Origin of the sequence: Rhodococcus sp. RS1C4, assembly GCF_002258225.1 — a bacterium.
GTDB classification, from domain to species: Bacteria; Actinomycetota; Actinomycetes; order Mycobacteriales; family Mycobacteriaceae; genus Rhodococcoides; species Rhodococcoides fascians_E.
Genome location: NZ_NOXZ01000022.1, coordinates 1 through 19642, shown reverse-complemented (window position 1 = coordinate 19642; position 19642 = coordinate 1). Strand labels below are relative to the sequence as shown.

20 protein-coding genes are annotated in these 19642 nt (G+C 65.3%); 10 read left to right on the top strand and 10 right to left on the bottom strand.

Annotated elements, in window-relative coordinates:
* Positions 1 to 32: 32 nt before the first annotated feature.
* On the top strand, positions 33 to 1133 hold the full coding sequence (locus tag CH289_RS10020) for an RNA polymerase sigma factor (RefSeq protein ID WP_020111792.1): 1101 nt from the start codon (positions 33 to 35) through the stop codon (positions 1131 to 1133).
* Between the two features lie 32 nt (positions 1134 to 1165).
* Entirely contained in the window at positions 1166 to 1909 is a 744-nt protein-coding gene (locus CH289_RS10015) for a CPBP family intramembrane glutamic endopeptidase (protein WP_019667113.1), read from the top strand.
* A 19-nt stretch (positions 1910 to 1928) separates the two neighbouring features.
* Here CH289_RS10015 and CH289_RS10010 read toward each other — a convergent pair whose 3' ends face one another.
* Both CH289_RS10010 and CH289_RS10005 read right to left on the bottom strand, forming a co-directional pair.
* Positions 1929 to 2666 (bottom strand): lysophospholipid acyltransferase family protein, encoded by a 738-nt coding sequence (locus CH289_RS10010; RefSeq protein ID WP_037140701.1) that lies wholly within the window; start codon positions 2664 to 2666, stop codon positions 1929 to 1931.
* A gap of 4 nt (positions 2667 to 2670) precedes the next feature.
* The gene (locus CH289_RS10005; RefSeq protein WP_019667111.1) at positions 2671 to 3411 is read right to left on the bottom strand and encodes a lysophospholipid acyltransferase family protein; all 741 of its coding nucleotides are present in this window, start codon (positions 3409 to 3411) and stop codon (positions 2671 to 2673) included.
* Between the two features lie 81 nt (positions 3412 to 3492).
* Here CH289_RS10005 and CH289_RS10000 point away from each other — a divergent pair, with 81 nt between their 5' ends.
* The gene (locus CH289_RS10000; RefSeq protein ID WP_249277286.1) at positions 3493 to 4338 is read left to right on the top strand and encodes a hypothetical protein; all 846 of its coding nucleotides are present in this window, start codon (positions 3493 to 3495) and stop codon (positions 4336 to 4338) included.
* A gap of 31 nt (positions 4339 to 4369) precedes the next feature.
* Positions 4370 to 4792, top strand: coding sequence for a hypothetical protein (locus tag CH289_RS09995; RefSeq protein ID WP_019667109.1), 423 nt, complete (start codon positions 4370 to 4372; stop codon positions 4790 to 4792).
* 2 nt (positions 4793 to 4794) lie between these two features.
* On the opposite strand, the gene CH289_RS09990 is transcribed toward CH289_RS09995, so the two are convergent.
* Positions 4795 to 6711: an APC family permease gene (locus CH289_RS09990; RefSeq protein WP_020111788.1), complete on the bottom strand. Its 1917-nt coding sequence runs from the start codon at positions 6709 to 6711 to the stop codon at positions 4795 to 4797.
* Between the two features lie 53 nt (positions 6712 to 6764).
* Here CH289_RS09990 and CH289_RS09985 point away from each other — a divergent pair, with 53 nt between their 5' ends.
* Complete coding sequence (locus CH289_RS09985) at positions 6765 to 8015, top strand: NAD(P)/FAD-dependent oxidoreductase (RefSeq protein WP_019667107.1); 1251 nt, start codon at positions 6765 to 6767, stop codon at positions 8013 to 8015.
* Between the two features lie 8 nt (positions 8016 to 8023).
* Here CH289_RS09985 and CH289_RS09980 read toward each other — a convergent pair whose 3' ends face one another.
* Genes CH289_RS09980 through CH289_RS09960 form a run of 5 tightly spaced genes read right to left on the bottom strand, consistent with a single transcriptional unit; the run spans position 8024 to position 13176 of the window.
* Positions 8024 to 8854: an HpcH/HpaI aldolase/citrate lyase family protein gene (locus tag CH289_RS09980; protein ID WP_019667106.1), complete on the bottom strand. Its 831-nt coding sequence runs from the start codon at positions 8852 to 8854 to the stop codon at positions 8024 to 8026.
* Positions 8851 to 10014, bottom strand: a complete 1164-nt coding sequence (locus CH289_RS09975; protein WP_020111785.1) for an acyl-CoA dehydrogenase family protein — start codon at positions 10012 to 10014, stop codon at positions 8851 to 8853. Before CH289_RS09975 ends, CH289_RS09980 begins: the two co-directional genes overlap by 4 nt.
* Positions 10015 to 10022: 8 nt before the next feature.
* Entirely contained in the window at positions 10023 to 11405 is a 1383-nt protein-coding gene (locus tag CH289_RS09970; protein WP_094727848.1) for an MmgE/PrpD family protein, read from the bottom strand.
* Positions 11402 to 12616, bottom strand: a complete 1215-nt coding sequence (locus CH289_RS09965) for a CaiB/BaiF CoA transferase family protein (RefSeq protein WP_019667103.1) — start codon at positions 12614 to 12616, stop codon at positions 11402 to 11404. Before CH289_RS09965 ends, CH289_RS09970 begins: the two co-directional genes overlap by 4 nt.
* Positions 12613 to 13176 carry a MaoC family dehydratase gene (locus CH289_RS09960; RefSeq protein WP_019667102.1) on the bottom strand — a complete coding sequence of 188 codons (564 nt, stop codon included), beginning with the start codon at positions 13174 to 13176 and terminating at the stop codon, positions 12613 to 12615. The genes CH289_RS09965 and CH289_RS09960 overlap by 4 nt, the downstream gene beginning before the upstream one ends.
* Positions 13177 to 13434: 258 nt before the next feature.
* Here CH289_RS09960 and CH289_RS09955 point away from each other — a divergent pair, with 258 nt between their 5' ends.
* From CH289_RS09955 to CH289_RS09940, 4 genes are read left to right on the top strand one after another with little or no spacing between them, the layout of a single operon-like run.
* Positions 13435 to 14451 carry an ABC transporter substrate-binding protein gene (locus CH289_RS09955; protein ID WP_019667101.1) on the top strand — a complete coding sequence of 339 codons (1017 nt, stop codon included), beginning with the start codon at positions 13435 to 13437 and terminating at the stop codon, positions 14449 to 14451.
* A 33-nt stretch (positions 14452 to 14484) separates the two neighbouring features.
* Entirely contained in the window at positions 14485 to 15294 is an 810-nt protein-coding gene (locus tag CH289_RS09950; RefSeq protein ID WP_019667100.1) for an ABC transporter ATP-binding protein, read from the top strand.
* The gene (locus tag CH289_RS09945) at positions 15291 to 16130 is read left to right on the top strand and encodes an ABC transporter permease (RefSeq protein WP_033189357.1); all 840 of its coding nucleotides are present in this window, start codon (positions 15291 to 15293) and stop codon (positions 16128 to 16130) included. Before CH289_RS09950 ends, CH289_RS09945 begins: the two co-directional genes overlap by 4 nt.
* Entirely contained in the window at positions 16127 to 16945 is an 819-nt protein-coding gene (locus CH289_RS09940) for an ABC transporter permease (RefSeq protein WP_033189358.1), read from the top strand. The genes CH289_RS09945 and CH289_RS09940 overlap by 4 nt, the downstream gene beginning before the upstream one ends.
* Positions 16946 to 16954: 9 nt before the next feature.
* Here the strand turns inward: CH289_RS09940 and serS are convergent, their stop codons facing one another.
* Together serS and CH289_RS09930 are read right to left on the bottom strand one after the other, a co-directional pair.
* Positions 16955 to 18208 (bottom strand): serine--tRNA ligase, encoded by a 1254-nt coding sequence (gene serS / locus CH289_RS09935; RefSeq protein WP_019667097.1) that lies wholly within the window; start codon positions 18206 to 18208, stop codon positions 16955 to 16957.
* Between the two features lie 11 nt (positions 18209 to 18219).
* Entirely contained in the window at positions 18220 to 18612 is a 393-nt protein-coding gene (locus CH289_RS09930) for an ankyrin repeat domain-containing protein (protein WP_094727847.1), read from the bottom strand.
* A gap of 34 nt (positions 18613 to 18646) precedes the next feature.
* Between CH289_RS09930 and CH289_RS09925 the strand changes: the two genes are divergently transcribed.
* Positions 18647 to 19642 (top strand): septum formation family protein (locus tag CH289_RS09925; RefSeq protein WP_094727846.1); only part of this gene is annotated, 996 nt, incomplete at its 3' end.

Below are 19642 nucleotides of genomic sequence, written 5' to 3'. Positions count from 1 at the left end.
GACTTGCGAACCGACGAGGGAGGGAGCCGACGATGCCCGGGGTGTCCGAGGATTCGCCCGACGCCCGGATCGTTGCCGCGCTGGTCGCAGGCCAACTTTCGGGCCTCGGCGACGCGTACGACAGGCATTCCGGCCACCTGTTCAGCTACGCGAAGGCAATGCTGGCCGACGAGGACGCCGCTGCCGACGTCGTCCACGACACGATGCTCATCGCCGCACGGCGGAGTGCTGTGCTTCGCGATCCGGAACGATTCCGGGCCTGGCTGTACGCGATCGCTCGGGCCGAGTGCCTGCCCCGCCCACGCCGCGACCGGTGCGACTTCACATCGACGATCGCTCCCGATGCCAGCGACGAGGAACGGTCCGTTCAGGAGTTCGTCGCGACGGCGGCAACTGCCTCGAGCGCCGAGCACCGTGAGGTCCTCGACCTGCGTATTCGTCACGGACTCGCCGACGCCGACGTCGCCGCGGTGCTGGGGATCGGAACACGTCGGGCGTCGACGCTGATCTCCCGGGCGCGAGAGGAGCTCGAGCGTTCGGCCGGAGCCGGGCAGGAGCGTGTCGTCGGAGCTGCCGCGATTCTCCGGCTGTTTCCGCTGGCAACCGCGCCGTTCGGGCTGCGGGAGAAAATTCTGACCGACTCCGAGATGGGGGTCGTCGTGAACACCACCACTCTCGATCGGACCGACCGACTCGGCTTCCCGACGCACGGTCCGGCCTCCGGGAAGGTCGTGTGGGCGGCAGTCGCCGGCGTTGCTCTGCTGATCGCCGCGGGTATCGGATTCCTGGTGGCAGAGCCCACGAGCCGCCCGACGGCGCCGGCGCAGGTCGACGTCGCACCCGGCCCCGTCCCGAGGACCATGCCCACCACGACGACCGAACCGCCGTCCCCGTCGCCCGCGGCCCCGACGACCTCCACCGCCGAGGTCGCCACGGTGGTCCCGGAATCGCCTGCTCCCGCCGTCGTACCTCCCGCACCGGCACCCGTCACCACCACCGCCGCCGTCGTGCCGACGACGACTGCCCCACCGGTGACGACCACCGATCCACCCGTCACGACGACCGAACCCACCACGACCACGCCGAACGCTCCCGCGACCACGACGACCCAGTCCCAGCCCGAGAACGGCTGAGTTTCTCAGCATCGATCCGTACACTCGGCGGGATGCTCATGACGCAAGATGCTGCGCGGGCCGCTCGCTGGCGCGGCTTCCACGCCTACCTCGACGTGGCCGTCGTCGTGCTCGTGTTGATCGCAACGAACCTCATCGCGCATTTCACGACGGTGTGGGCCAGCATCGCGACGGTCCCCATCGCTGCCGTCGTTCTCGTCGCCTTGACCCGACGCCGGGGTCTGGGCTGGTCCGAGCTCGGTTTGTCACCCAAGCAGTGGAAGACCGGTTCGATCTATGCTCTCGCAGCCGTGGGGCTGGTCCTCGCGGTCATCGCGATCGGCGCACTGCTGCCGATCACTCGGCCGTTCTTCATGGCCGATCGATACGCAACCATCTCGGCGGCCCTGGTCGCGTCGATGATCGTCATTCCGCTGCAGACCGTCATCCCGGAGGAACTCGCGTTCCGCGGCGTCCTGCACGGCACCCTGGGTCGGATCTACGGGGCGCGCGGAGTGTTCGCGGCCGGCTCCCTGCTGTTCGGCCTCTGGCACATCGCTTCGTCGCTCGGCCTCACCGCCAACAACACCGGATTCAGCAACTTCCTGGGCGGCGGACTGTTCGGCCAGGTCGTGGGCATCGTCGGCGCAGTCATCGCGACGGCCGCGGCGGGATTCGTGTTCACCTGGCTTCGCAACCGAAGCGGCAGCCTCATCGCCCCCATCGCTTTGCACTGGTCCCTCAACGGCTTAGGCGCTCTCGCCGCCGCGTTGGTCTGGCACGCCTCGACCAGCTGAGCAGTCGAGGGACAGCCGACTATCCCTTTGCCCTCCGCGCTTTCTCGTCCGCTTCGATGACTGCTGCTTCGTCGAGGGTGGGTGCGCTGCCGCCCAGTCGTGCCGGTACCCACCGGGCGCCTGCCGGGTGTTCGTAACCTTGCTGCGCCACGCCGAGGGCGCTTTCCAATCCACTACGTAGGGCTGTGGTGAGTTCGTCGGGGGTTCCGTGCGGCGGAACTGTTTGTCCGACGGCGATGTGCACGGGAAAGTTGTGTCTACCCAATGCTTTCGGCATGTCCTTGGTCATGATTCGCTGCGACCCCCAGATGGCGACCGGAACGATCGGAACGCCCGCTTCCAGTGCCATCCGTGCGGCACCGGATTTGAACGCCTTCAGCTCGAAGCTTCTGCTGATGGTGGCCTCCGGATACACACAGACCAGTTCACCGTCCCGAAGCGCTTGCACAGCAGCGGCATACGACTCGGCTCCGGCTGCGCGGTCCACGCCGATGGCCTTGCAGTGTCGCATCAGGAACCCGACGACGGGATTGCGCTCGAGTTCTTTCTTCATCATGTAGCGAACCCGCCGCTTGCCCTGGCGCGCAACGAGTCCGACCTGCATGAAGTCGAGATACCCGGTGTGGTTCACGGCGAGTACGACGCCGCCGCGGCGCGGAATGTTCTCGGTTCCCCGATAGATGATGCGTAGGCCTTGCACGGCGGTGATCGCACGAACCAACCCGGTCAACGCGGCATACACCGGTTCGCGCGACATGGCGTCAGCCCTCCCTTTTTGCCTTTCTCGCTGCCGCGTCCGCGGCGTCGAGCTTGTCCGCTTCCTCGAGGGTCGGAGCGCTGCCGCCGAGGCGTGCCGGCACCCAGTACGCACCCTGCTCGTGCGGGTATCCGTCCTGCAGTTTCAGCAGCATCTCTTTCATCGTGGAATGCAGCTTCTCGGTCAGCTCGTTCGCCGGTCCGACGGGCTCCAACGGCGCGCCGACGGCAATGCGGATGGGAGTGTTGGTGCGGCCCAGCCTCTTGGGGAATCCCTTGGTCCAGACTCGCTGCGCACCCCAGATGACCGTCGGGATGATGGGAACACCTGCCTCGATGGCCATGCGTGCCGCACCCGACTTGAATTCCTTGATCTCGAAGCTGCGGCTGATGGTCGCTTCCGGGTACACCCCGACCAGCTCGCCCTTGCGTAGATCCGCGACCGCGGCCTTGTAGGACTCCGCGCCCGCGCCACGATCGACGGGAATGTGCTTCAGCGACCGCATGATGGGACCGGAAATCTTGTTGTCGAACACTTCCTTCTTGGCCATGAAGCGGATGTAGCGCTTCACCCGCCGAGGCGGCAGCCCGGCATAGGTGAAGTCCAGGTACCCGGTGTGGTTGACGGCGATGACCGCACCGCCACTGGCAGGGATGTTCTCCTCGCCCTCCACCTCGAACTTCAGGCCTTGGGACGCGAAGACGACGCGGGCGATGCCGATGACAGTTCGGTAGACGGGTTCCACAGTCGGCTAGCGTAGTCGTATCGGGCGGTCGCGAGAAGAACGCTCTGGGGAGAAGCCGTGAACGGGGAAGGTCAGCTGAACATGAGTTCGCTTAGCAGAATCGCTCGTGCCGGTGCAGGGCTGCTGGGGGCAGTCCTGGTACTCACCGCGTGCGAGGGTGACGGCCAGCAGGGCATCCCCACCGATCCACCGTCGGCACCCACGACGGAAGAGACGACCACAGCGACGACCCCGACGACGTCAGCGACGACGACCACTCCCGAACCGCCTCCAGGACCCGCCGTCGGCGACGTTCCGGGCAATCCGCAGGCCGCGTCCGCACTGGGGGCGTTCCTGGCCGACCTGGAAGCCGGAGGGCCGCCGGCTGTGACGCCGACGTGTTGGACCGTGCCGCCGACGGACATTCCGGTGCGATACTCCGACGTCGCCTCGATCGTCGACGCGGCCGGTCAGCCGGGCGTCGACGGTCAGTACGCGGTGACGTGGACCGGCCCGGTGTCGACGGTGTCGATCAAGCGCAGCGAGATCGCCTCCGGTTATGCCTGCCCGAGCGTCTACCCGACCGGCACCGCACCGGTGTTCACCGACCTCGACGCGACGTACACCGTCGAGCGATACCTCGGGCGATTCACGGGAGCGCCGGTCGACCCCGCCGACCTCGAAGGCGACTACCCCCTCGTCTGCGACACCCGCCCGACGTGGGATCCGCAGGGAACAGGCGTTCCCACGCCCGCGCCGCTGGCGAACAACCCGGGCAGGCTCACGGGGTCGGCGTCCTACAACCCGGCGAGCGTCTACGTGGCCTTCACCAACGGGGACTACAAGACGGTGTACGCCGACGTGACGAACGTGTCGGGATTCGAACAGAACCAAGTGTTCACACTGGGCATCGGGGCCAACGGGTACTGCATAGGCGACATCGCCTGACGCAACGTCCACGAACGGGGGGTACGACACGATGCTGGGGATCGACACCAAGATACTGCTGCTGCTCGCCGGGATGATCCTGCTGTGGGCACTGGGCCTCGGCGTGTGGAAGTACCGCCAGATGGCGACGTCGCCGACGGCTCTGGCCCACCCTTACGTCGACATCGCACACCGCGCTGCTCTGATGTACTCCTTCGCGACCCTGATCCTCGCAGCCCTGGCAGAGTTCTCCGGTTTCCCGACGGCCGTGAATCTGATCGCCGGACTGGTCGTCACCGTCTTCTTCGTCGCAGCCATCGCGAGCTACATGGTCCACGGGCTGTTGCGAGACACGGACAACCAATTCGAGAACCCAGTCCACGGCACCCACGCCTTCATGTGGACCCTTGCCGTCGCCGAAATCGGAGGGACCGGGGTACTGGTTGCCGGCTTCGTCGTCGGGCAGTTCTTCTAGACCTACCCGACGTGCACGTTCGGCCTTCGGTCTCGGTCGGGTTCCGCCCGGCGCAACACTTCTCGGGTCACCGGAGCGACTTCGCCGACGCCGATGAAGAGGAAACGCAGTAGGTTCACCAGCGGATTGCCCTCGGACCATTCGAAGTAGACATCGGGGCGTACATCGGTGACGTTCCTGATCTGCAGCAGCACTGCGGCAATGGAATTGGGTACGGCCGAGGCGTCGACCCACAGCACCCGATAGTCGCCCTTCTGCTCTCCGTGGACGAGGAGGTCCGAGCTGAAGTCCGAGGCATCCCGGATATTGGCCTCCAGGAACAGGATCGGCTCGTCCGCGGGAATGTTGCTGTCGCGGCGCTGCTGCTCTTCCTTCGCGGCGTACTCCGCCGGGTCCAGATGCCGGGCGTCGTGGCAGACGATGCGTATCCGTCCGCGAGCGGCTGCTTCTTCGATGTACTGCAGCGACTCCTCGTCGAATTCGACCGAATCGGTGCGCAGTTCGAATGACCTCGTGACCCTCGACCAGAACGACACGGCCATGATCACCAGAATGAAGAACGACGCCACCTTGACGCCGTCGGGACGCTCGAAGATGTTGGTGACGGTGGTGTAGACGAAGACGACGGCGATGACCGAGAAGACCCACATCTGCACACGCTGACGGTTCCGCGCGGCGGAGATCGCGACCGCAACCGACGCGGAGGTGATGAGTACCAGAACACCCGTCGCATAGGCAGAACTCTGCGCGTCGACACTGGCGTCGAAGTAGAGCGTGACGGCGACCGCGATCAACGAGAACACAAGCACCAGTGGTCGAACCGCGCGAGCCCACTCCGGCGCCATGCCGTACTTCGGCAGGTAGCGAGGAACCAGGTTGAGCAGTCCCGCCATCGCCGACGCCCCGGCGAACCACAGAATTGCGATGGTGCTGACGTCGTAGACGGTGCCGAACACCTCGCCGAGGTATTCGTGCGAGAGATAGGACAACGCGCGTCCGTTGGCTCCGCCGCCGCTCTGGAACTCGTCCTGCGGAATGAGGACCGTGGTGATGATGCTCGACGTCAGCAGGAAGCCACTCATGATGAGAGCGGCCGTGGTGATGAGCCTTCTGGCGTCGCGAATCCGGTTGGGAAGCGCGTCGTCACCGTCGGCTGCGATCTGCGGCATGACGGCGACGCCGGTTTCGAAACCGGACAGGCCCAGTGCCAGTTTGGGAAAGACGATGAGGGCGACGGCGATCATCATGAGCGGGTTTCCGTGCTGCGCGGTCATGGCGTGCTGCCAGTCGGACAGCAGCGACGGATTCTTCGCGATCTCCCAGAATCCGACGAAGACGACGACGAGGTTCAGCGCGAGGAACGTCCCGACGAGAACGACGGCTATTCCGATCGCCTCGGTGAACCCTTTCAGGAAGACCGCGGTGAGCAACGCAAGCAGCACCAGGGTGACGATCACCTGTGCGCTGTCCAGACCTGCTGGCGCGAATGGGTTTTCGATCACGTGCGCCGATGCGTCGGCCGCGGACAGCGTCATGGTGATCAGAAAGTCGGTAGCCGCGAAGCCCAACAGAACGAGCACCAACACCTTGCCGCCCCACTTCGGCAGCAGCTTCTCGAGCATCGCGATGGAACCTTCACCCGTCGGGCTCTCTCGGGCGACGCGCCGATAGACCGGGAGAGCCCCGAACAGCGTCAACACGATCAGCACGACGGTGGCGAGCGGTGCAAGAGTGCCCGCGGCGAGGGCCGCGATTCCCGGCTGATACCCGAGCGTCGAGAAGTAGTCGACGCCCGTCAGGCACATCACTTTCCACCACGGGTGGGTGTGTTCGGTTTCGGTGGGCTTGCGGTACGGACCCAGATGCCCGGATGGGTTCTCGGTCACCTCACCGAGGAACCACGAGCGCAGACGCACCATGCGACAGAGCGTAAACCCGCCGGGCGGCACGCGGCGGAACTACTGTGGATCCCATGACTCACGTGGTGGTAGCGGGTGCCGGTCTTGCCGGAATTGCATGTGCGCACGATCTAGGCCGAAAGGGCGTCGACGTCACCCTCGTCGACCGCAACGACTATCACCAGTTCCAGCCCCTGCTGTACCAGGTGGCGACGTCGCAGCTGCCCGCCGAGGACATCGCCCGGCCGTTGGCGTCGATCTTCGAGTCGATGAAGTCGGTGCGCGTCGTCCAGGCCGAGATCACCGATCTGAACTTCTCCGAACGCTCCCTCGTAGCGGGTGGCGAGCGGGTGTCCGGCGACTACCTGGTGGTGGCTGCGGGTGCGACGGCCAACTTCTTCGGCACCCCGGGCGCCGAGGAACACTCGTTTCCGCTCTACTCCGTCGCCGACGCCGAGAAGCTGCGTCACCACGTCAGCGACCTCCTCGGGGGCGAACACGACCCGCTGGACGTGGTGATCGTCGGAGGCGGTCCTACCGGAGTCGAAACCGCGGGCGCGTTCGCCGAGCTGTTCACGGCGCTGCGCAAGATGAACCACCCGGGCGGCCGCGGCGAGGCGTGGTTGATCAACCACGGGCCCGCGCTGCTCGCGCCGTACAGCGAACGCTCCCACGAGTACGCCCACGACAAGCTCGTTCAGCACGGCGCGAAGGTGCGGCTCGGCGTCGGTGTGGCGTCTGTCGACACCGACGGTGTGCAGCTGTCCGACGGCTCTCGCCTGGCCTCCCGCACTGTCGTCTGGGCAGGCGGGGAGTCCGCGTCACCCATCGCGTCCACGGCGTCGGTGACGCCCGGCCACGGCGGCCGCATCGACGTACTCGCCGATCTGACGGTACCGACGTTCGACGACGTGTACGCCGTCGGCGACGTGGCCAACATCCCCGGTTCCGACGGAAAGACATTGCCTCAGTTGGGATCCGTTGCGCAGCAGGCAGGAGCGTGGACCGCCCGCAACATTCTGTTGTCCATCGCGGGTGAACCTCGAAAGCCGTTCGCCTACAAGGACAAGGGAATCATGGCGATGATCGGACGCGGCGCCGCCGTCGCCGAGGTGGGAGCGCACCGTCACCAGGTGGAGGGTCCCCTCGCGTTCGCGGCCTGGTTGGGTGTGCACGCCGCCCTGCTCAGCGGCGCGCACAGCAAGGTCGACGCTTTCCTGTCCTGGGCGTGGGACTATTTCGACAGCGACCACGCTGCCATCGTCGAATGCCACGGCGACCCCAAACGCATCGCCTGGGCAGGCGACGCCAAGCCGACGATCTGACGCCGACGCTAGGTTCGGCTCTGGGCGTACTGGACAACTCGGCGTGCCGATCGTGCGACGGCCTCGTCGATCAGACGTCCGTTCTTGTCGACGCCGACGCCGGATGTCGCCTGCGCAAGGGCCTCCAGGATCTCCTCGGCCTCCTGCACCGCCTCCGACGTCGGTACGAAGGCGTCCCGTGCCGGGGCCACCTGGGCCGGGTGGATGCACGCTCGGCCGCGGAACCCCAGCCTGCGCAGTTCCACGGTGTCGGCAGCGAACGCGTCGGTGTCGCGGAACTCGACCGAGACCGCGGCGAGGGGCGGCTCGAGCCCCGCTGCCGCGCTCGCGACAACGACCTGACTGCGTGCGAACAGCAACGCGCGACCGTCGTCGCCGGGCTCGATGGACAGGTCGGCGGCGAGGTCGACCTCGCCGATCTGCAGGAACCGCAGCCTCGGGCCCGTCGCGATCGCCGGTAGGGCGAGTAGCCCCTTTCCCGTCTCGATCAGCGCCGAGAGTTCCGCGTGCGGTGCGACCGTATCCAGAATGCGCGCGGCTGCTTCGATCTCCTCGAGCGATTCGACCTTGGGTAGCCAGATGCCGGTGAGGTTCGGGCCTGCAACCGCACGGATGTCTGCATCCTGCAGAGCACCCGGATTCACCCGCACCCAGATCTCGACCTGCCCCGGTTCGCAGGCGGCCAACCACGCGGCGACGGTACTGCGCGCCTCGTCCTTGTTCGACGCGACGACTGCGTCTTCCAGGTCCAGGACCACGGCATCGGCTCCGGATCTCGACGCCTTGTCGAACCGAGCAGGTACGTCGCCCGGGACGTACAGGAACGTCAGTGCGGTCATCCGATCACTCCGTGGCCTGCCACGAGTGCCTTGGCGATGACGGTGCGCATGATGTCGTTGGTTCCTTCACCGATCGCCATCAGTGGGGCATCTCGGTACAACCGCTCGACCACGAATTCCGTGGAGTATCCGTAGCCGCCGTGGATGCGCATCGATTCCAGACTGGCTTCGATCGCGGTTTCGGAGGCGAAGTACTTGGCCATCCCGGCTTCCATGTCGACGCGTTTTCCCGAATCGGCCTGCGATGCAGCCCAGTACGTCATCAGCCGCGCGGCTTGCAACCGTGTCGCGATGTCGGCGATCTTCAGTTGGATGGCCTGGAAGTCCGCGATGGGTTGGCCGAATGCGGTGCGTTCCTTCGCGTACTTCAGTGCGGCATCGTAGGCAGCCTGGGCGATTCCGACGCTGCGGCCCGCGATGTTGAGTCGCCCGATCTCCAGCCCGGACAGCGCCTGCTGCAACCCGCGACCCTCGACACCACCGAGGAGGGCGGACGCTGGAACGCGGACGTCCTGGAGGTGGATTTCGCACGACTCGGTGCCCTTGTAACCGAGCTTGCCGAGATCGCGCTGTACTTCGAATCCCTCGGTCTCCGTGTCGATCAGCAACAGACTCATGCCTTTGTGCGCTGGATCGGCGGTGTTGTCGGTTTTCACCAGCGTCGGCAGGACGTTGGCGTAGCGGGCGTTGGTGATCCACGTCTTGGTCCCGTTGACGATGTAGTGGTCACCGTCGCGCTTGGCGGTCGTCCGAATTCCCTGCAGGTCGGTACCGGCACCGGGCTCGGTGAGGCCGACGCCGGTGCGATACACACCTGCCGCGAGTTTGGGAAGCAACTGTTCCTTCTGCTCCTGGGTACCGTGCTTGGCGATCATCCAGCAGGACAGGTTGTGACTGCCGAGGATGCCCGCCACACCCATCCACCCACGTGCGAGTTCCTCGTAGACCAGCGTGAAGGACACCTTGTCCAGGTCCAGTCCGCCGAACTCCTCGGGAGTGGTGATTCCGAACAGGCCCATCGCTTTGAGATGTTCGACGATTTCCGTCGGGTATCGGCCGCTGCGCTCGTATTCGCTTGCAACCGGGATGATTTCCTTGTCGACGAACTTTCGCAGTGCGGATCGAAAGTCCTGCTGTTGCTCGGTGAACGTGAAATCCATGACGTGTCCTAGGAGTCGGTTGTTCGGGAGATCTCCGCGGCTAGATCGAGCACGCGGGTCAGGTCGGGTTCGAGTTCGAGATTCGCGACGATGTTGGCCAGCTCGGCGGCGCGTGAATGTTCACCACAGTTGGCCAGGAACTTCGCGCGCAGTTCGTCGTCGGTCAACGGCGAACTCGGCGTCCCCCGGCTGCCACCGACCTCACCGGTGAGCGTGGAACCGTCGCGCAGGGTGATGACGGCCTTGCCCGGTGCCGCGGCGGCCGGACCGTCGGTGGGCGCGTCGATCACCTCGACCGCCTTGGCGATCTGCAGAACATCACTGCGCGAGATCGACTCGTCGGTGTAGGTCGCGATGGTCACCGACCCGTCGACGAGCAACGCGGCCACACTCCACGGCAAATCGAACTTGGCATCGTAGGTACTCCGCGGTGCGGCCGTACCCGCGTGCTCGCCGCACACGAAGGGAGACGAATCCGGATGCACGTGCACCTGCACCGACACGATGTCCGACGGGTCGACGACGGTTCCTGCCGTCGCTGCGGTCACCGCATCGAGGGTCACGTGCATGAGCTGGCATGCCGGGTACGGTTTGATGCCGATCTGCGCTGCTTCCCAGCGTGTTCCGAGGTCTTCGGTCAGCACGGCGAAGTCGACGGGCCGATCGGCAAGGGCCGCGTACACGCCTCGGCGACCGTCGAGCACGGTGCGCGGTCCGGTGGCCCCGGCAGCGGCGAGACGAGCAGCGAGGATGCCGTCGACACTGGCGCTACCCGGGTGCAGCGACTTGGTGTCCGCTGCCGTGTCGAGGAATTCGAGGAGCCCGCCGCTCGACGATCCGGCGATACCCAGTGCGTCGACGACGGTGTCCTCGCGCGAGCCGACGAGTTTCGATGCCACCACAGCTGCGGCGAGTGGTCCTGCTACCGCAGTGGCGTGCAGTCCCCGTGCATGGAATCCGTGCGGACTGACGGCGCCGAGTCGGCACACCGTCTCCATTCCGATCACCGACGCCGTCACCACCTCGGCACCCGTCGCGCCTACTTCCTGGCCGACGGCCAACGCTGCGGGAAGCACCACTGCAGTGGCATGCACGAGCCCGCCGGCGTGGGTGTCGTCGAAATCCAGTGCGTGCACCAGTATTCCGGTCGCCATGGCAGCGGCGGGCGCCGAGAGTGCGACGTCTCCGCTGAGCGCTCGGGCTTCACCCGGCCCTCCGAGTGCGTGCGCGACGGCCCACCCGGGAGCGCCCGCACCCAGCCTCCGCGCGGCGATGGCGTCGCCGATCCCGTCGAGGAGGTGCCGTTTCACGGCGTGGGCGACGGCATCCGGGACATCGTCGGAACCGAAGGAAACAACCCACCCAGCAAGGGTTTCCGATGCCGTTCTCATACGGTGCTTCCCACTGCCGTCTTCCCGAATGCGCCGCTGCGGCGAAGATCGGCGACTGTCTCGGCGTCGTAGCCGAGCGAATCGAGCACCTCGTCCAAGTGTTCTCCGCGAAGTGGGGCGCGGGTGTAGACGGCAGGCTCGCTGCCGAATCGAACGGGCGATGCGACCTGTTTGATCGTGCCGAGATTCGGGTGTTCGGTCTCCACGATGAGGCCGCGAGCGAGAGTGTGCGGCTCGGTCAGCGCCTCCGCGATGTCGTTGATCGGTCCGGACGGCACACCCGCCGGTCCGAGCAGCGAAAGCCAATGGGCCACGGACTCCGTCGCGAAGATCTTCTCCAGTATCGGCAGGAGAGCGTCGGCGTTCTTTCCGCGTTCGGTGAAGTTCGCGAACCGCGGGTCCGACGCCAGGTCCGGCGCACCGATGGCCTCGACGAGGCGCTGCCAGAACTTCTCCTTCGCACAACCGACCACGAGCCAACCGTCGGACGCCTCGAAGGCCTGGAACGGAACGAGCGACGGATGAGCCGAGTTCTTGGTCCGGACCGGCTCGAAACCTTCGTTGAGGTGCCACGTGGCCGGATAGGTCAGCAGTCCCATGGCCGTGTCGTACAACGACAGATCGCAGTCGCCGCCGACGCCGTCACGCCGTGCCGCATGAAGGCCGGCGAGAATGCTGATGGCGGCCACGAACCCGCCCGAGTAGTCGACAAGGGACAGACCTGATTTGGTCGGTGGACCGTCGGGATCACCGGTGACGGACATCCACCCGGCCAAGCCTTGGAGAATGTAGTCGTACCCGGGTTCCTTCGCGCGCGGGCCGGTCATACCGAACCCGGTGAGGCTGCAGCACACGATGGCGGGATTGAGATGCTTCAGGTCGTCGTAGGTGATGCCGATCTTCGCCGGCACGTCGCCGCGGAGGTTGGAGTAGACGACGTCGCTTTCTCGCACCAAGTCCTCGAAGACGCGGCGCCCGGACTCGGTGTTCAGGTCGATGGAGATACTGCGCTTGTTCCGGTTGAAGGTCTCGAAGAACAACGAGTCCTCCCCCGACGCATACGGAGGCACGTACCGCCCCACGTCGCCTCCGACACCGGGGTCCTCGACCTTGAGGACGTCGGCGCCGAGGTCCGCCAGGTGGAGGCTGCCGAACGGGCCGGCACCGTACTGCTCGAGCGACAAGATCCGTACGTCTTCCAGTGGTCTCATTTCGCCACCCCGTTGGTTCCGGTCGAGACGAGGGCCGACAGTTCCAGCGGCCCGGCCTTGGCGTCGGGAAAATAGTTCTGGCCGATTCCGCTTGCGCGAGTGGCGATCATGACCGACCGCTTCCAGGAGATGATTTCGTCGCCGTCTTGATTCAGTCCGCGCGTGATCATCGAGATGATCCCGGCGTACGGCCGGGACTTGGATTCGCGTTTGTCCGTGCAGAGGCTTTCCGCGTACAGGGTGTCGCCTGCGTACAGCGGGTGACTCATCTTGATGTCGGTGAACGCGAGATTGGAGATCGCGTTCTGACTCATGTCGAGCACCGAGATACCGAGAACAACGGCGACGGTGAGCCCGGAATTGACGATCACTCGCCCTTCGGTGATCGGATTCTGTTCTGCGACATGCGCATTGAAGTGATTCTGGTTCGTGTTCATCGAAAGCAGCGTGATCCACGTGTTGTCGGCTTCGCTGATGGTGCGACCGAGCGGATGCTGATACACGTCGCCGACGACGTAGTCCTCGAAGAATCGTCCGAGCGTTGCGGGGTGAGTTGCCACGGTGCCTCCTCAGGCTTGGGCTGTAGCGTTGCTCACACCATAAACATCAGATGATTAACGAGTCAAGAGCTCGATCGATCCCGCCCCAGGGTGAATCGGACCATCCTCGCGGCCCCGCAGGCTCACCTTGACGACGTAAACGTCTTATGTTTAAAGTTGGACATCTGTTACTTACGTCTCATTCACCACCGTGAGTGGCCGAGGTCATTGCGGCGACGCTCCGCCGCTCGAATCCGCAACAAGTCTACGAGGCCTGCCATGTTCCTTCATCGAACCGCCGCCCTGTCGGTGGCGTTGACACTCGCTCTCGGACTCACCGCCTGTGGGTCGGATCCGGGCCCCGACGCCGACCCCGAGAACCCCGTCACCATCGACGTCACCGTGTCCGCAGCCGCGGAGATCTACAGCATCCCGTGGCTCGTCGCCCAGCAGCAGGGCCTCTTCGAGAAGCACGGGGTGATCGTCGAGAACATCGTGCCGGGCAAAGGCGGCAGCGCCACGATGCGCACGCTGCTCGACGGGAACATCCCCATCGGCGAGGTCAGCTACCCCTCCATCGTCCAGGCCGACGCAGGCGGTTCCGAGCTCCGGATCGTCGGGGGCGGCACCCAGGGGCCATACCCCATGAATTTCTACGCGCTGGCATCGAATCCGTCGATCAACTCCATCGACGACGTTCGCCGGTGGGCGTACACCCGCCCCAATTCCGCCTCCGACGCGCTCACGCTTCTGCTACCCGACCTCGCCGGCGTCGATGCGAGCAAGATCGAACGGGTCTCGTCGGGAGGCATCGGTGAAGGCCTGGCCCTCCTGGAAGCGGGCTCCGTCGACATCGCGCTCATCCCCTCCATCGTCGCCGAGCAGCGTCCGGAGGACTTCAAGCTCATCGTCAGCAGCCCCGACTACATGCAGAGGTTTCTGCAGTCCACGATCACCACCACGAAGGACTACGCCGAATCCAATCCAGGTGTCGTCCGCGCCATCAACGCCGGATACACCGAGGCCGTGGCGTCGATCAAGGCCGATCCCGAAGCCGCGGCGCAGATCTACGCCGCCTACACCGGGTTCGACGCCGCGTCGGCACTGGCGGTGGTGGAACGCGCATCCTCGGTCGACACGTGGGGCGGCGGATTCGACCCGGCTTCCGTGACATCCGCACAAGCGGGCGTCGAGGCGTCGGGCAGCGACCGAGAACCCGACTTCTGCACTCTGTTCGACCCCGATTTCCTGGCCGACGGCGTCGCGCGCGACATGCCTGTCGACTGCACCACCTGATCTTCACTCCGCCTGCACGAGAGGGTATTCCACGTGACACAGACAGACGATCGACCACGCACCACCACCACACCGAACATCGCCGTCGCCGACTCGGTGTCCCGGCGTTTCGGAGAGGTGACCGCTCTGCACAACATCGACCTGACGATCGGACGGGGTGAGTTCGTCTCCATCGTCGGGCCCAGCGGTTGCGGCAAATCCACGCTGCTCGAAATCTTCGCGGGCCTGCAGGACCACGACGGGGGCACCGTCACCGTCGACGACCGTCCGCTCACCGGCCCACGGAGCAAGACCGCCATCATCTTCCAGGAATCGGCGACGCTTCCGTGGAGGACCGTCCGCGACAACGTCGCGTTCGCGCTCGAGGTCAAGGGCGTCGGAAAGAAGGAACGACGGGCACGCGCCGACGAACTGCTCGCCACCGTCGGACTGTCGAAGTTCGGCGACCATTTTCCGACGCAGTTGTCCGGCGGTATGCGCCAACGCGTCGCCATTGCCCGATGCCTGTCGATGGAACCCGATCTGATTCTCGCCGACGAACCGTTCGGCGCGCTCGACGAGCAAACTCGGCTCGTCATGTCCTACGAGCTGCTGAAGATCGTCGAAAAGCTCACGTGTGGAGTCCTGTTCATCACCCACAGCATTCAGGAGGCGGTGTTGTTGTCCGACAGGGTGCTCGTCATGAGCGCGCGGCCGGGCCGATTCATCGACGAGATGCCGATCGATCTTCCGCGGCCGCGGTCGGAGGACGTCTTGTCCAGCCCCGAGGCCATCACCGTTCACGAGCGAATCTGGTCGACTCTGCGGGACGAAGCCAAGAAGACGATGAGCGTGGAGCCATGACGACCACGTCCACTGCGGCAGAAACAACGCGACAACGCTCCGTCGTACCGGGTTATCTGCGTCCCGCACCGAAAGCCGTACTGAAGATTCCAGCTGCCGGCTGGACCGCAGCGGTCATCGTACTGGCTGTGCTGGTGGTGGAGATGTACGCACGCTCCCCGTTGGCCTCGCCACTCGACATCGTGCCGGTATCCGACATGGCCGCCACAGCCCTGCAGCTCATGACCGATCCGGATTTCCTCGTCGATGCACTCGGGCGGACCCTCGGCATCATCGTCGTCGCATTCGTTCTCAGTTCGCTGCTCGGGATCGGCGCGGCCTACCTGCTGTGGCGGTTCGATTTGTGGGACAGAGCATTCCAGCCCTACCTCAACGTGTACTACGCTGTGCCGACCTTCGCGCTGTACCCCATCATGGTCGTACTCTTCGGTAGCGGCATCGCCCCCATCGCCATACTCTCGACCATCTTCGCGTTCGGTGTCGTCGCGATGAACGCTCGTACAGGTTTCAACTCCGTCAGCCCCATCGTCGCCAAACTCGGGTCGACCTTGAGATTGACCCGGTGGCAGTACTTCCGGTCGATACTCCTGCCCTATGCATTGCCCAACATCGTCACCGGACTCAAGCTGGGCCTGTCCTACGCCATCATCTCCGTGCTCGCCAGCGAGTTCATCCTGTCGACCCAGGGCCTCGGTCACTACATCTCCATCGCCTACGACAGCTTCGACATCGCAGAGATGTACGCAGGAATCCTGGTCGTCACCGCTCTCGCCCTTCTCGCCACCCTCGGCATCTCCGCTGCCCTGAACCGATTCGATTGGAGGCGTCGCCGATGAGCACCGTGACCGCGAAGGTTGCCACCGCACCGAGTGCCGCACCGAAACGCTCCCCCTCGACGAAACCCAGCCTGCTGCGGCGGTTCGCACCCCCGGTCGTCGTCGCAGTCCTGGCTGTCGCTCTCTGGTGGCTCGCCGCCGTCGTGGCGAACAGCCTGATCTTCCCGACGCCCGCCGAGGCCATGTCTTCCCTCGCCGACGACCTCGGGAAAGCCGAATTCCGTGCGAACGTTCTCGATTCGTTGCGCATCCTCGCCCTCGGCTACCTCGCGAGTACCGTGGCCGGGTCGCTGCTGGGACTCGCTCTTGGAATCAGCCCGTTCTGGACACGGTCGATCCTGCCGATCTTCTACTCGATCAACAGCATTCCCAAGATCGTCCTGTACCCGATCTTCCTGTCGTTCCTCGGGATCGGCGAACTGAGCCGAGGCGGTTTCACGTTCTACGCAGCCTTCGTACCCATGTTTCTCGTCGCCGTCGAGAGCACCGCGTCGGTCCAGCAGATCCACCTGAAGATGGCAGCGTCACTGCAGGTCGGCTGGCCACGGCTGATCCGTCAGATCGTCATTCCCTCGGCGCTGCCGGCGTTGGCCACCGGAATGCGCATGACGTTCGGGCTGGCGTTCCTGGGATTGCTTCTCGCCGAGATGTTCTCGTCGTCCAGCGGCATCGGCTACGAACTGCTGCGCAACGTCAGCCTGGTCCGCATGGAGAACATCATGGGCACCGTCGTACTGATCATGGTGATGGCGCTGCCACCCACCATCGCACTCCAATGGCTCGAGCACCGGATCACCGCCAAGTTCGGCGGATGACCCCGCGCGTCAGCGCAGGACATCCGTTCCGACGAAGGGCACCAACGCTTCCGGTACCCGCACGGTACCGTCGGCCTGCTGGTGGTTCTCGAGGATGGCGACGATCCACCGGGTCGTCGCCAGGGTGCCGTTGAGCGTCGCCGCGATCTGGGGCTTGCCGTTCTCGTCGCGGTACCGAACGCCGAGACGACGCGCCTGGAAGGTCGTGCAGTTCGAGGTCGAGGTGAGCTCGCGGTAGGCGTTCTGGGTGGGCACCCATGCCTCGCAGTCGTACTTGCGGGCGGCCGACGAACCGAGATCGCCGCCGGCGACGTCGATGATGCGGTACGGAAGCTCCACCGCGGCAAGCATCTCGCGCTCGAACTCGAGCAGCTTCTTGTGCTCGGCCGCAGCGTCCTCCGGCTTGATGTAGGAGAACATCTCGATCTTGTCGAACTGGTGGACCCTGATGATGCCGCGGGTGTCCTTGCCGTAACTGCCTGCCTCGCGGCGGAAGCACGACGACCATCCCGCGTAGCGCTTGGGACCGTCGGACAGATCGATGATCTCGCCCGAATGATAGCCCGCAAGAGCAACTTCCGACGTTCCGACGAGATAGAGGTCGTCGGCTTCGAGCCGGTAGATCTCGTCCGCGTGCGCCCCGAGGAAACCGGTGCCCGCCATGATCTCCGGGCGCACCAGCACCGGCGGAATCATCATCGTGAAACCGTTCTTCACGGCTTTCTGCGCCGCGAGTTGCAGCATTCCCTGCTGCAGCAGCGCGCCGTACCCGGTCATGAAGTAGAACCGTGAACCGGACACCTTCGCGCCGCGTTCCATGTCGATCAGGCCGAGCGACTCGCCCAGTTCGAGGTGATCCTTCGGCTCGAAATCGAACGTCGGGATGTCGCCGACGGTCTCGAGCAGAACGTAGTCGTCCTCGCCGCCGGCGGGTGCGCCCTCCTCGACGATGTTGGAGATCTTGCGGGCCGCGACGTCGAGGGCCGCGTCGGCCTCGTTCTGCGTCGCCTCGGCAGCCTTGACCTGAGCCGCCAACTCGGACGCACCGGCCAGCAGCGCCGGGCGCTCGTCGGGAGACGCCTTGCCGACCTTCTTGCCCAGCGCCTTCTGCTCGGCGCGGAGTTGATCCCCGGCCAGCACAGCTGCGCGACGAGACGCATCCGCCTCGAGCAACGCGTCCACCAGTGAAGGGTCTTCACCACGTGTGCGCTGCGAGGCTCGAACTACGTCAGGATTCTCGCGGAGGAACTTGAGGTCGATCACGGAGACAAACCTTACTTGCCGAGCAACCCCAGGTAGTCCTCGCGTCCGAACATCCGAGCTGCATCGATCGCCGACGGGTGACCCCCTGCCGGGTCGGCACCACCGTCGACGAGCGCCTTCACGACGTCGTCCTCGCCCTTGAACACGGCACCGGCGAGCGGCGTCTGACCTTTGTCGTTGGGCCGATTCACATCCGCACCCCGCTCGACCAGGGCATTCACCGTCGCCGCATGCCCGTGGTACGCCGCGAGCATCACCAACGTGTCCCCGGCAGAATTGTTCAGATCGACCGGAACACCCGCATCGACGTACGCCGTCAGCTCCTCGGTGTCCCCGGCACGAGCCATGTCGAACAGCCGTCCGGCGAGCTCGGCAACGTCGTCGACGTCATCAGGTCCCGTCATGACAGTAGAAGTTACTCGGGCATGATGGAAGGCGATGTCCAGCAAGCCCGAGAAACCGAACCAGCGCACCGTCACCGCCCACGTCGCGCGTCGTGGCCTGGTGCTCGTCGCCATCGGCGCCGTCGCCGCCGCGGCGATCACCCTCTTCGTGTCCGACGGTTTCTCCCAGCCCGAGAAGATCACGACGCATTCCGAGGCAGGTCCCGCCACCGACGGCCCGGTGTCCGCGGCGTCCTTCGGCTCGGCCGACCCGGGCACCTGCCTCGACTGGACGCCGACCGACGACCCCGAGACCGACCGCCAGGATCTGGCGGAAGTCTCCTGCGCCGAACCGCACCGATTCGAGGTCGCCAAGGACGTCGACATGACCGCCTACCCGGGCCTCGAGTTCGCCCCGGGAGCCGCGTACCCCGGGGCCCTACGGTTCGGGCAACTACGCGACGAACACTGCATCGACGTCGTCGACGACTACCTCGGCACCAAGTTCGATCCGAGCGGCAAGTTCAGCGTCGGGCTCATGTTCCCCAGCCAGGCCGGATGGGCGTCGGGCGAACGAACGTTGCGCTGCGGAATCCAACAGTCCTCCAACACCGGCATCCCGCAGGAGATGAGCGGCTCGGTTCAGGGACAGGACCAATCGAACGTGTGGGACGTCGGAACCTGCATCGGCATCAACCAGAACGTCCCGGCCGACCCCGTCGACTGCGCCCAGGCACACGCCTTCGAAGTCGCATCGATCATCGACCTGCAGCAGCAGTTCCCCAGCGGCATCCCCACCGAAGCCGACCAGGACGCCTACCTCGAACAGACCTGCACCGAAGCCGTCAACGGCTACCTCGGCTCGGACACCGCGCTGCGAGACAAAACGCTCACGCTCTTCTGGAACACCATCGACGTCACCAGCTGGCTCGCCGGCTCACGCCAGGTGAGCTGCTCCATCGGCAAGGAACTCGACGAAGGCGGCTTCGCGACCATCGCCGGATCCGCGAAGGGCGACATCCTCATCAACGGTGAAGCCCCCGTGCCTCCC

What these genes read in the sequence shown, in the direction of transcription:
- CH289_RS09940 (WP_033189358.1), top strand. Translation starts at nt 16,127, where the DNA reads ATGAGCACCGTGACCGCGAAGGTTGCCACCGCACCGAGTGCCGCACCG.
- CH289_RS10015 (WP_019667113.1), top strand. Translation starts at nt 1,166, where the DNA reads ATGCTCATGACGCAAGATGCTGCGCGGGCCGCTCGCTGGCGCGGCTTC.
- CH289_RS09980 (WP_019667106.1), bottom strand. Translation starts at nt 8,854, where the DNA reads ATGACCGCACTGACGTTCCTGTACGTCCCGGGCGACGTACCTGCTCGG.
- CH289_RS09970 (WP_094727848.1), bottom strand. Translation starts at nt 11,405, where the DNA reads ATGAGAACGGCATCGGAAACCCTTGCTGGGTGGGTTGTTTCCTTCGGT.
- CH289_RS09985 (WP_019667107.1), top strand. Translation starts at nt 6,765, where the DNA reads ATGACTCACGTGGTGGTAGCGGGTGCCGGTCTTGCCGGAATTGCATGT.
- CH289_RS10010 (WP_037140701.1), bottom strand. Translation starts at nt 2,666, where the DNA reads ATGTCGCGCGAACCGGTGTATGCCGCGTTGACCGGGTTGGTTCGTGCG.
- CH289_RS10000 (WP_249277286.1), top strand. Translation starts at nt 3,493, where the DNA reads ATGAGTTCGCTTAGCAGAATCGCTCGTGCCGGTGCAGGGCTGCTGGGG.
- CH289_RS09955 (WP_019667101.1), top strand. Translation starts at nt 13,435, where the DNA reads ATGTTCCTTCATCGAACCGCCGCCCTGTCGGTGGCGTTGACACTCGCT.
- CH289_RS09995 (WP_019667109.1), top strand. Translation starts at nt 4,370, where the DNA reads ATGCTGGGGATCGACACCAAGATACTGCTGCTGCTCGCCGGGATGATC.
- CH289_RS09945 (WP_033189357.1), top strand. Translation starts at nt 15,291, where the DNA reads ATGACGACCACGTCCACTGCGGCAGAAACAACGCGACAACGCTCCGTC.
- CH289_RS10020 (WP_020111792.1), top strand. Translation starts at nt 33, where the DNA reads ATGCCCGGGGTGTCCGAGGATTCGCCCGACGCCCGGATCGTTGCCGCG.
- CH289_RS09930 (WP_094727847.1), bottom strand. Translation starts at nt 18,612, where the DNA reads ATGACGGGACCTGATGACGTCGACGACGTTGCCGAGCTCGCCGGACGG.
- CH289_RS09990 (WP_020111788.1), bottom strand. Translation starts at nt 6,711, where the DNA reads ATGGTGCGTCTGCGCTCGTGGTTCCTCGGTGAGGTGACCGAGAACCCA.
- CH289_RS09965 (WP_019667103.1), bottom strand. Translation starts at nt 12,616, where the DNA reads ATGAGACCACTGGAAGACGTACGGATCTTGTCGCTCGAGCAGTACGGT.
- CH289_RS09975 (WP_020111785.1), bottom strand. Translation starts at nt 10,014, where the DNA reads ATGGATTTCACGTTCACCGAGCAACAGCAGGACTTTCGATCCGCACTG.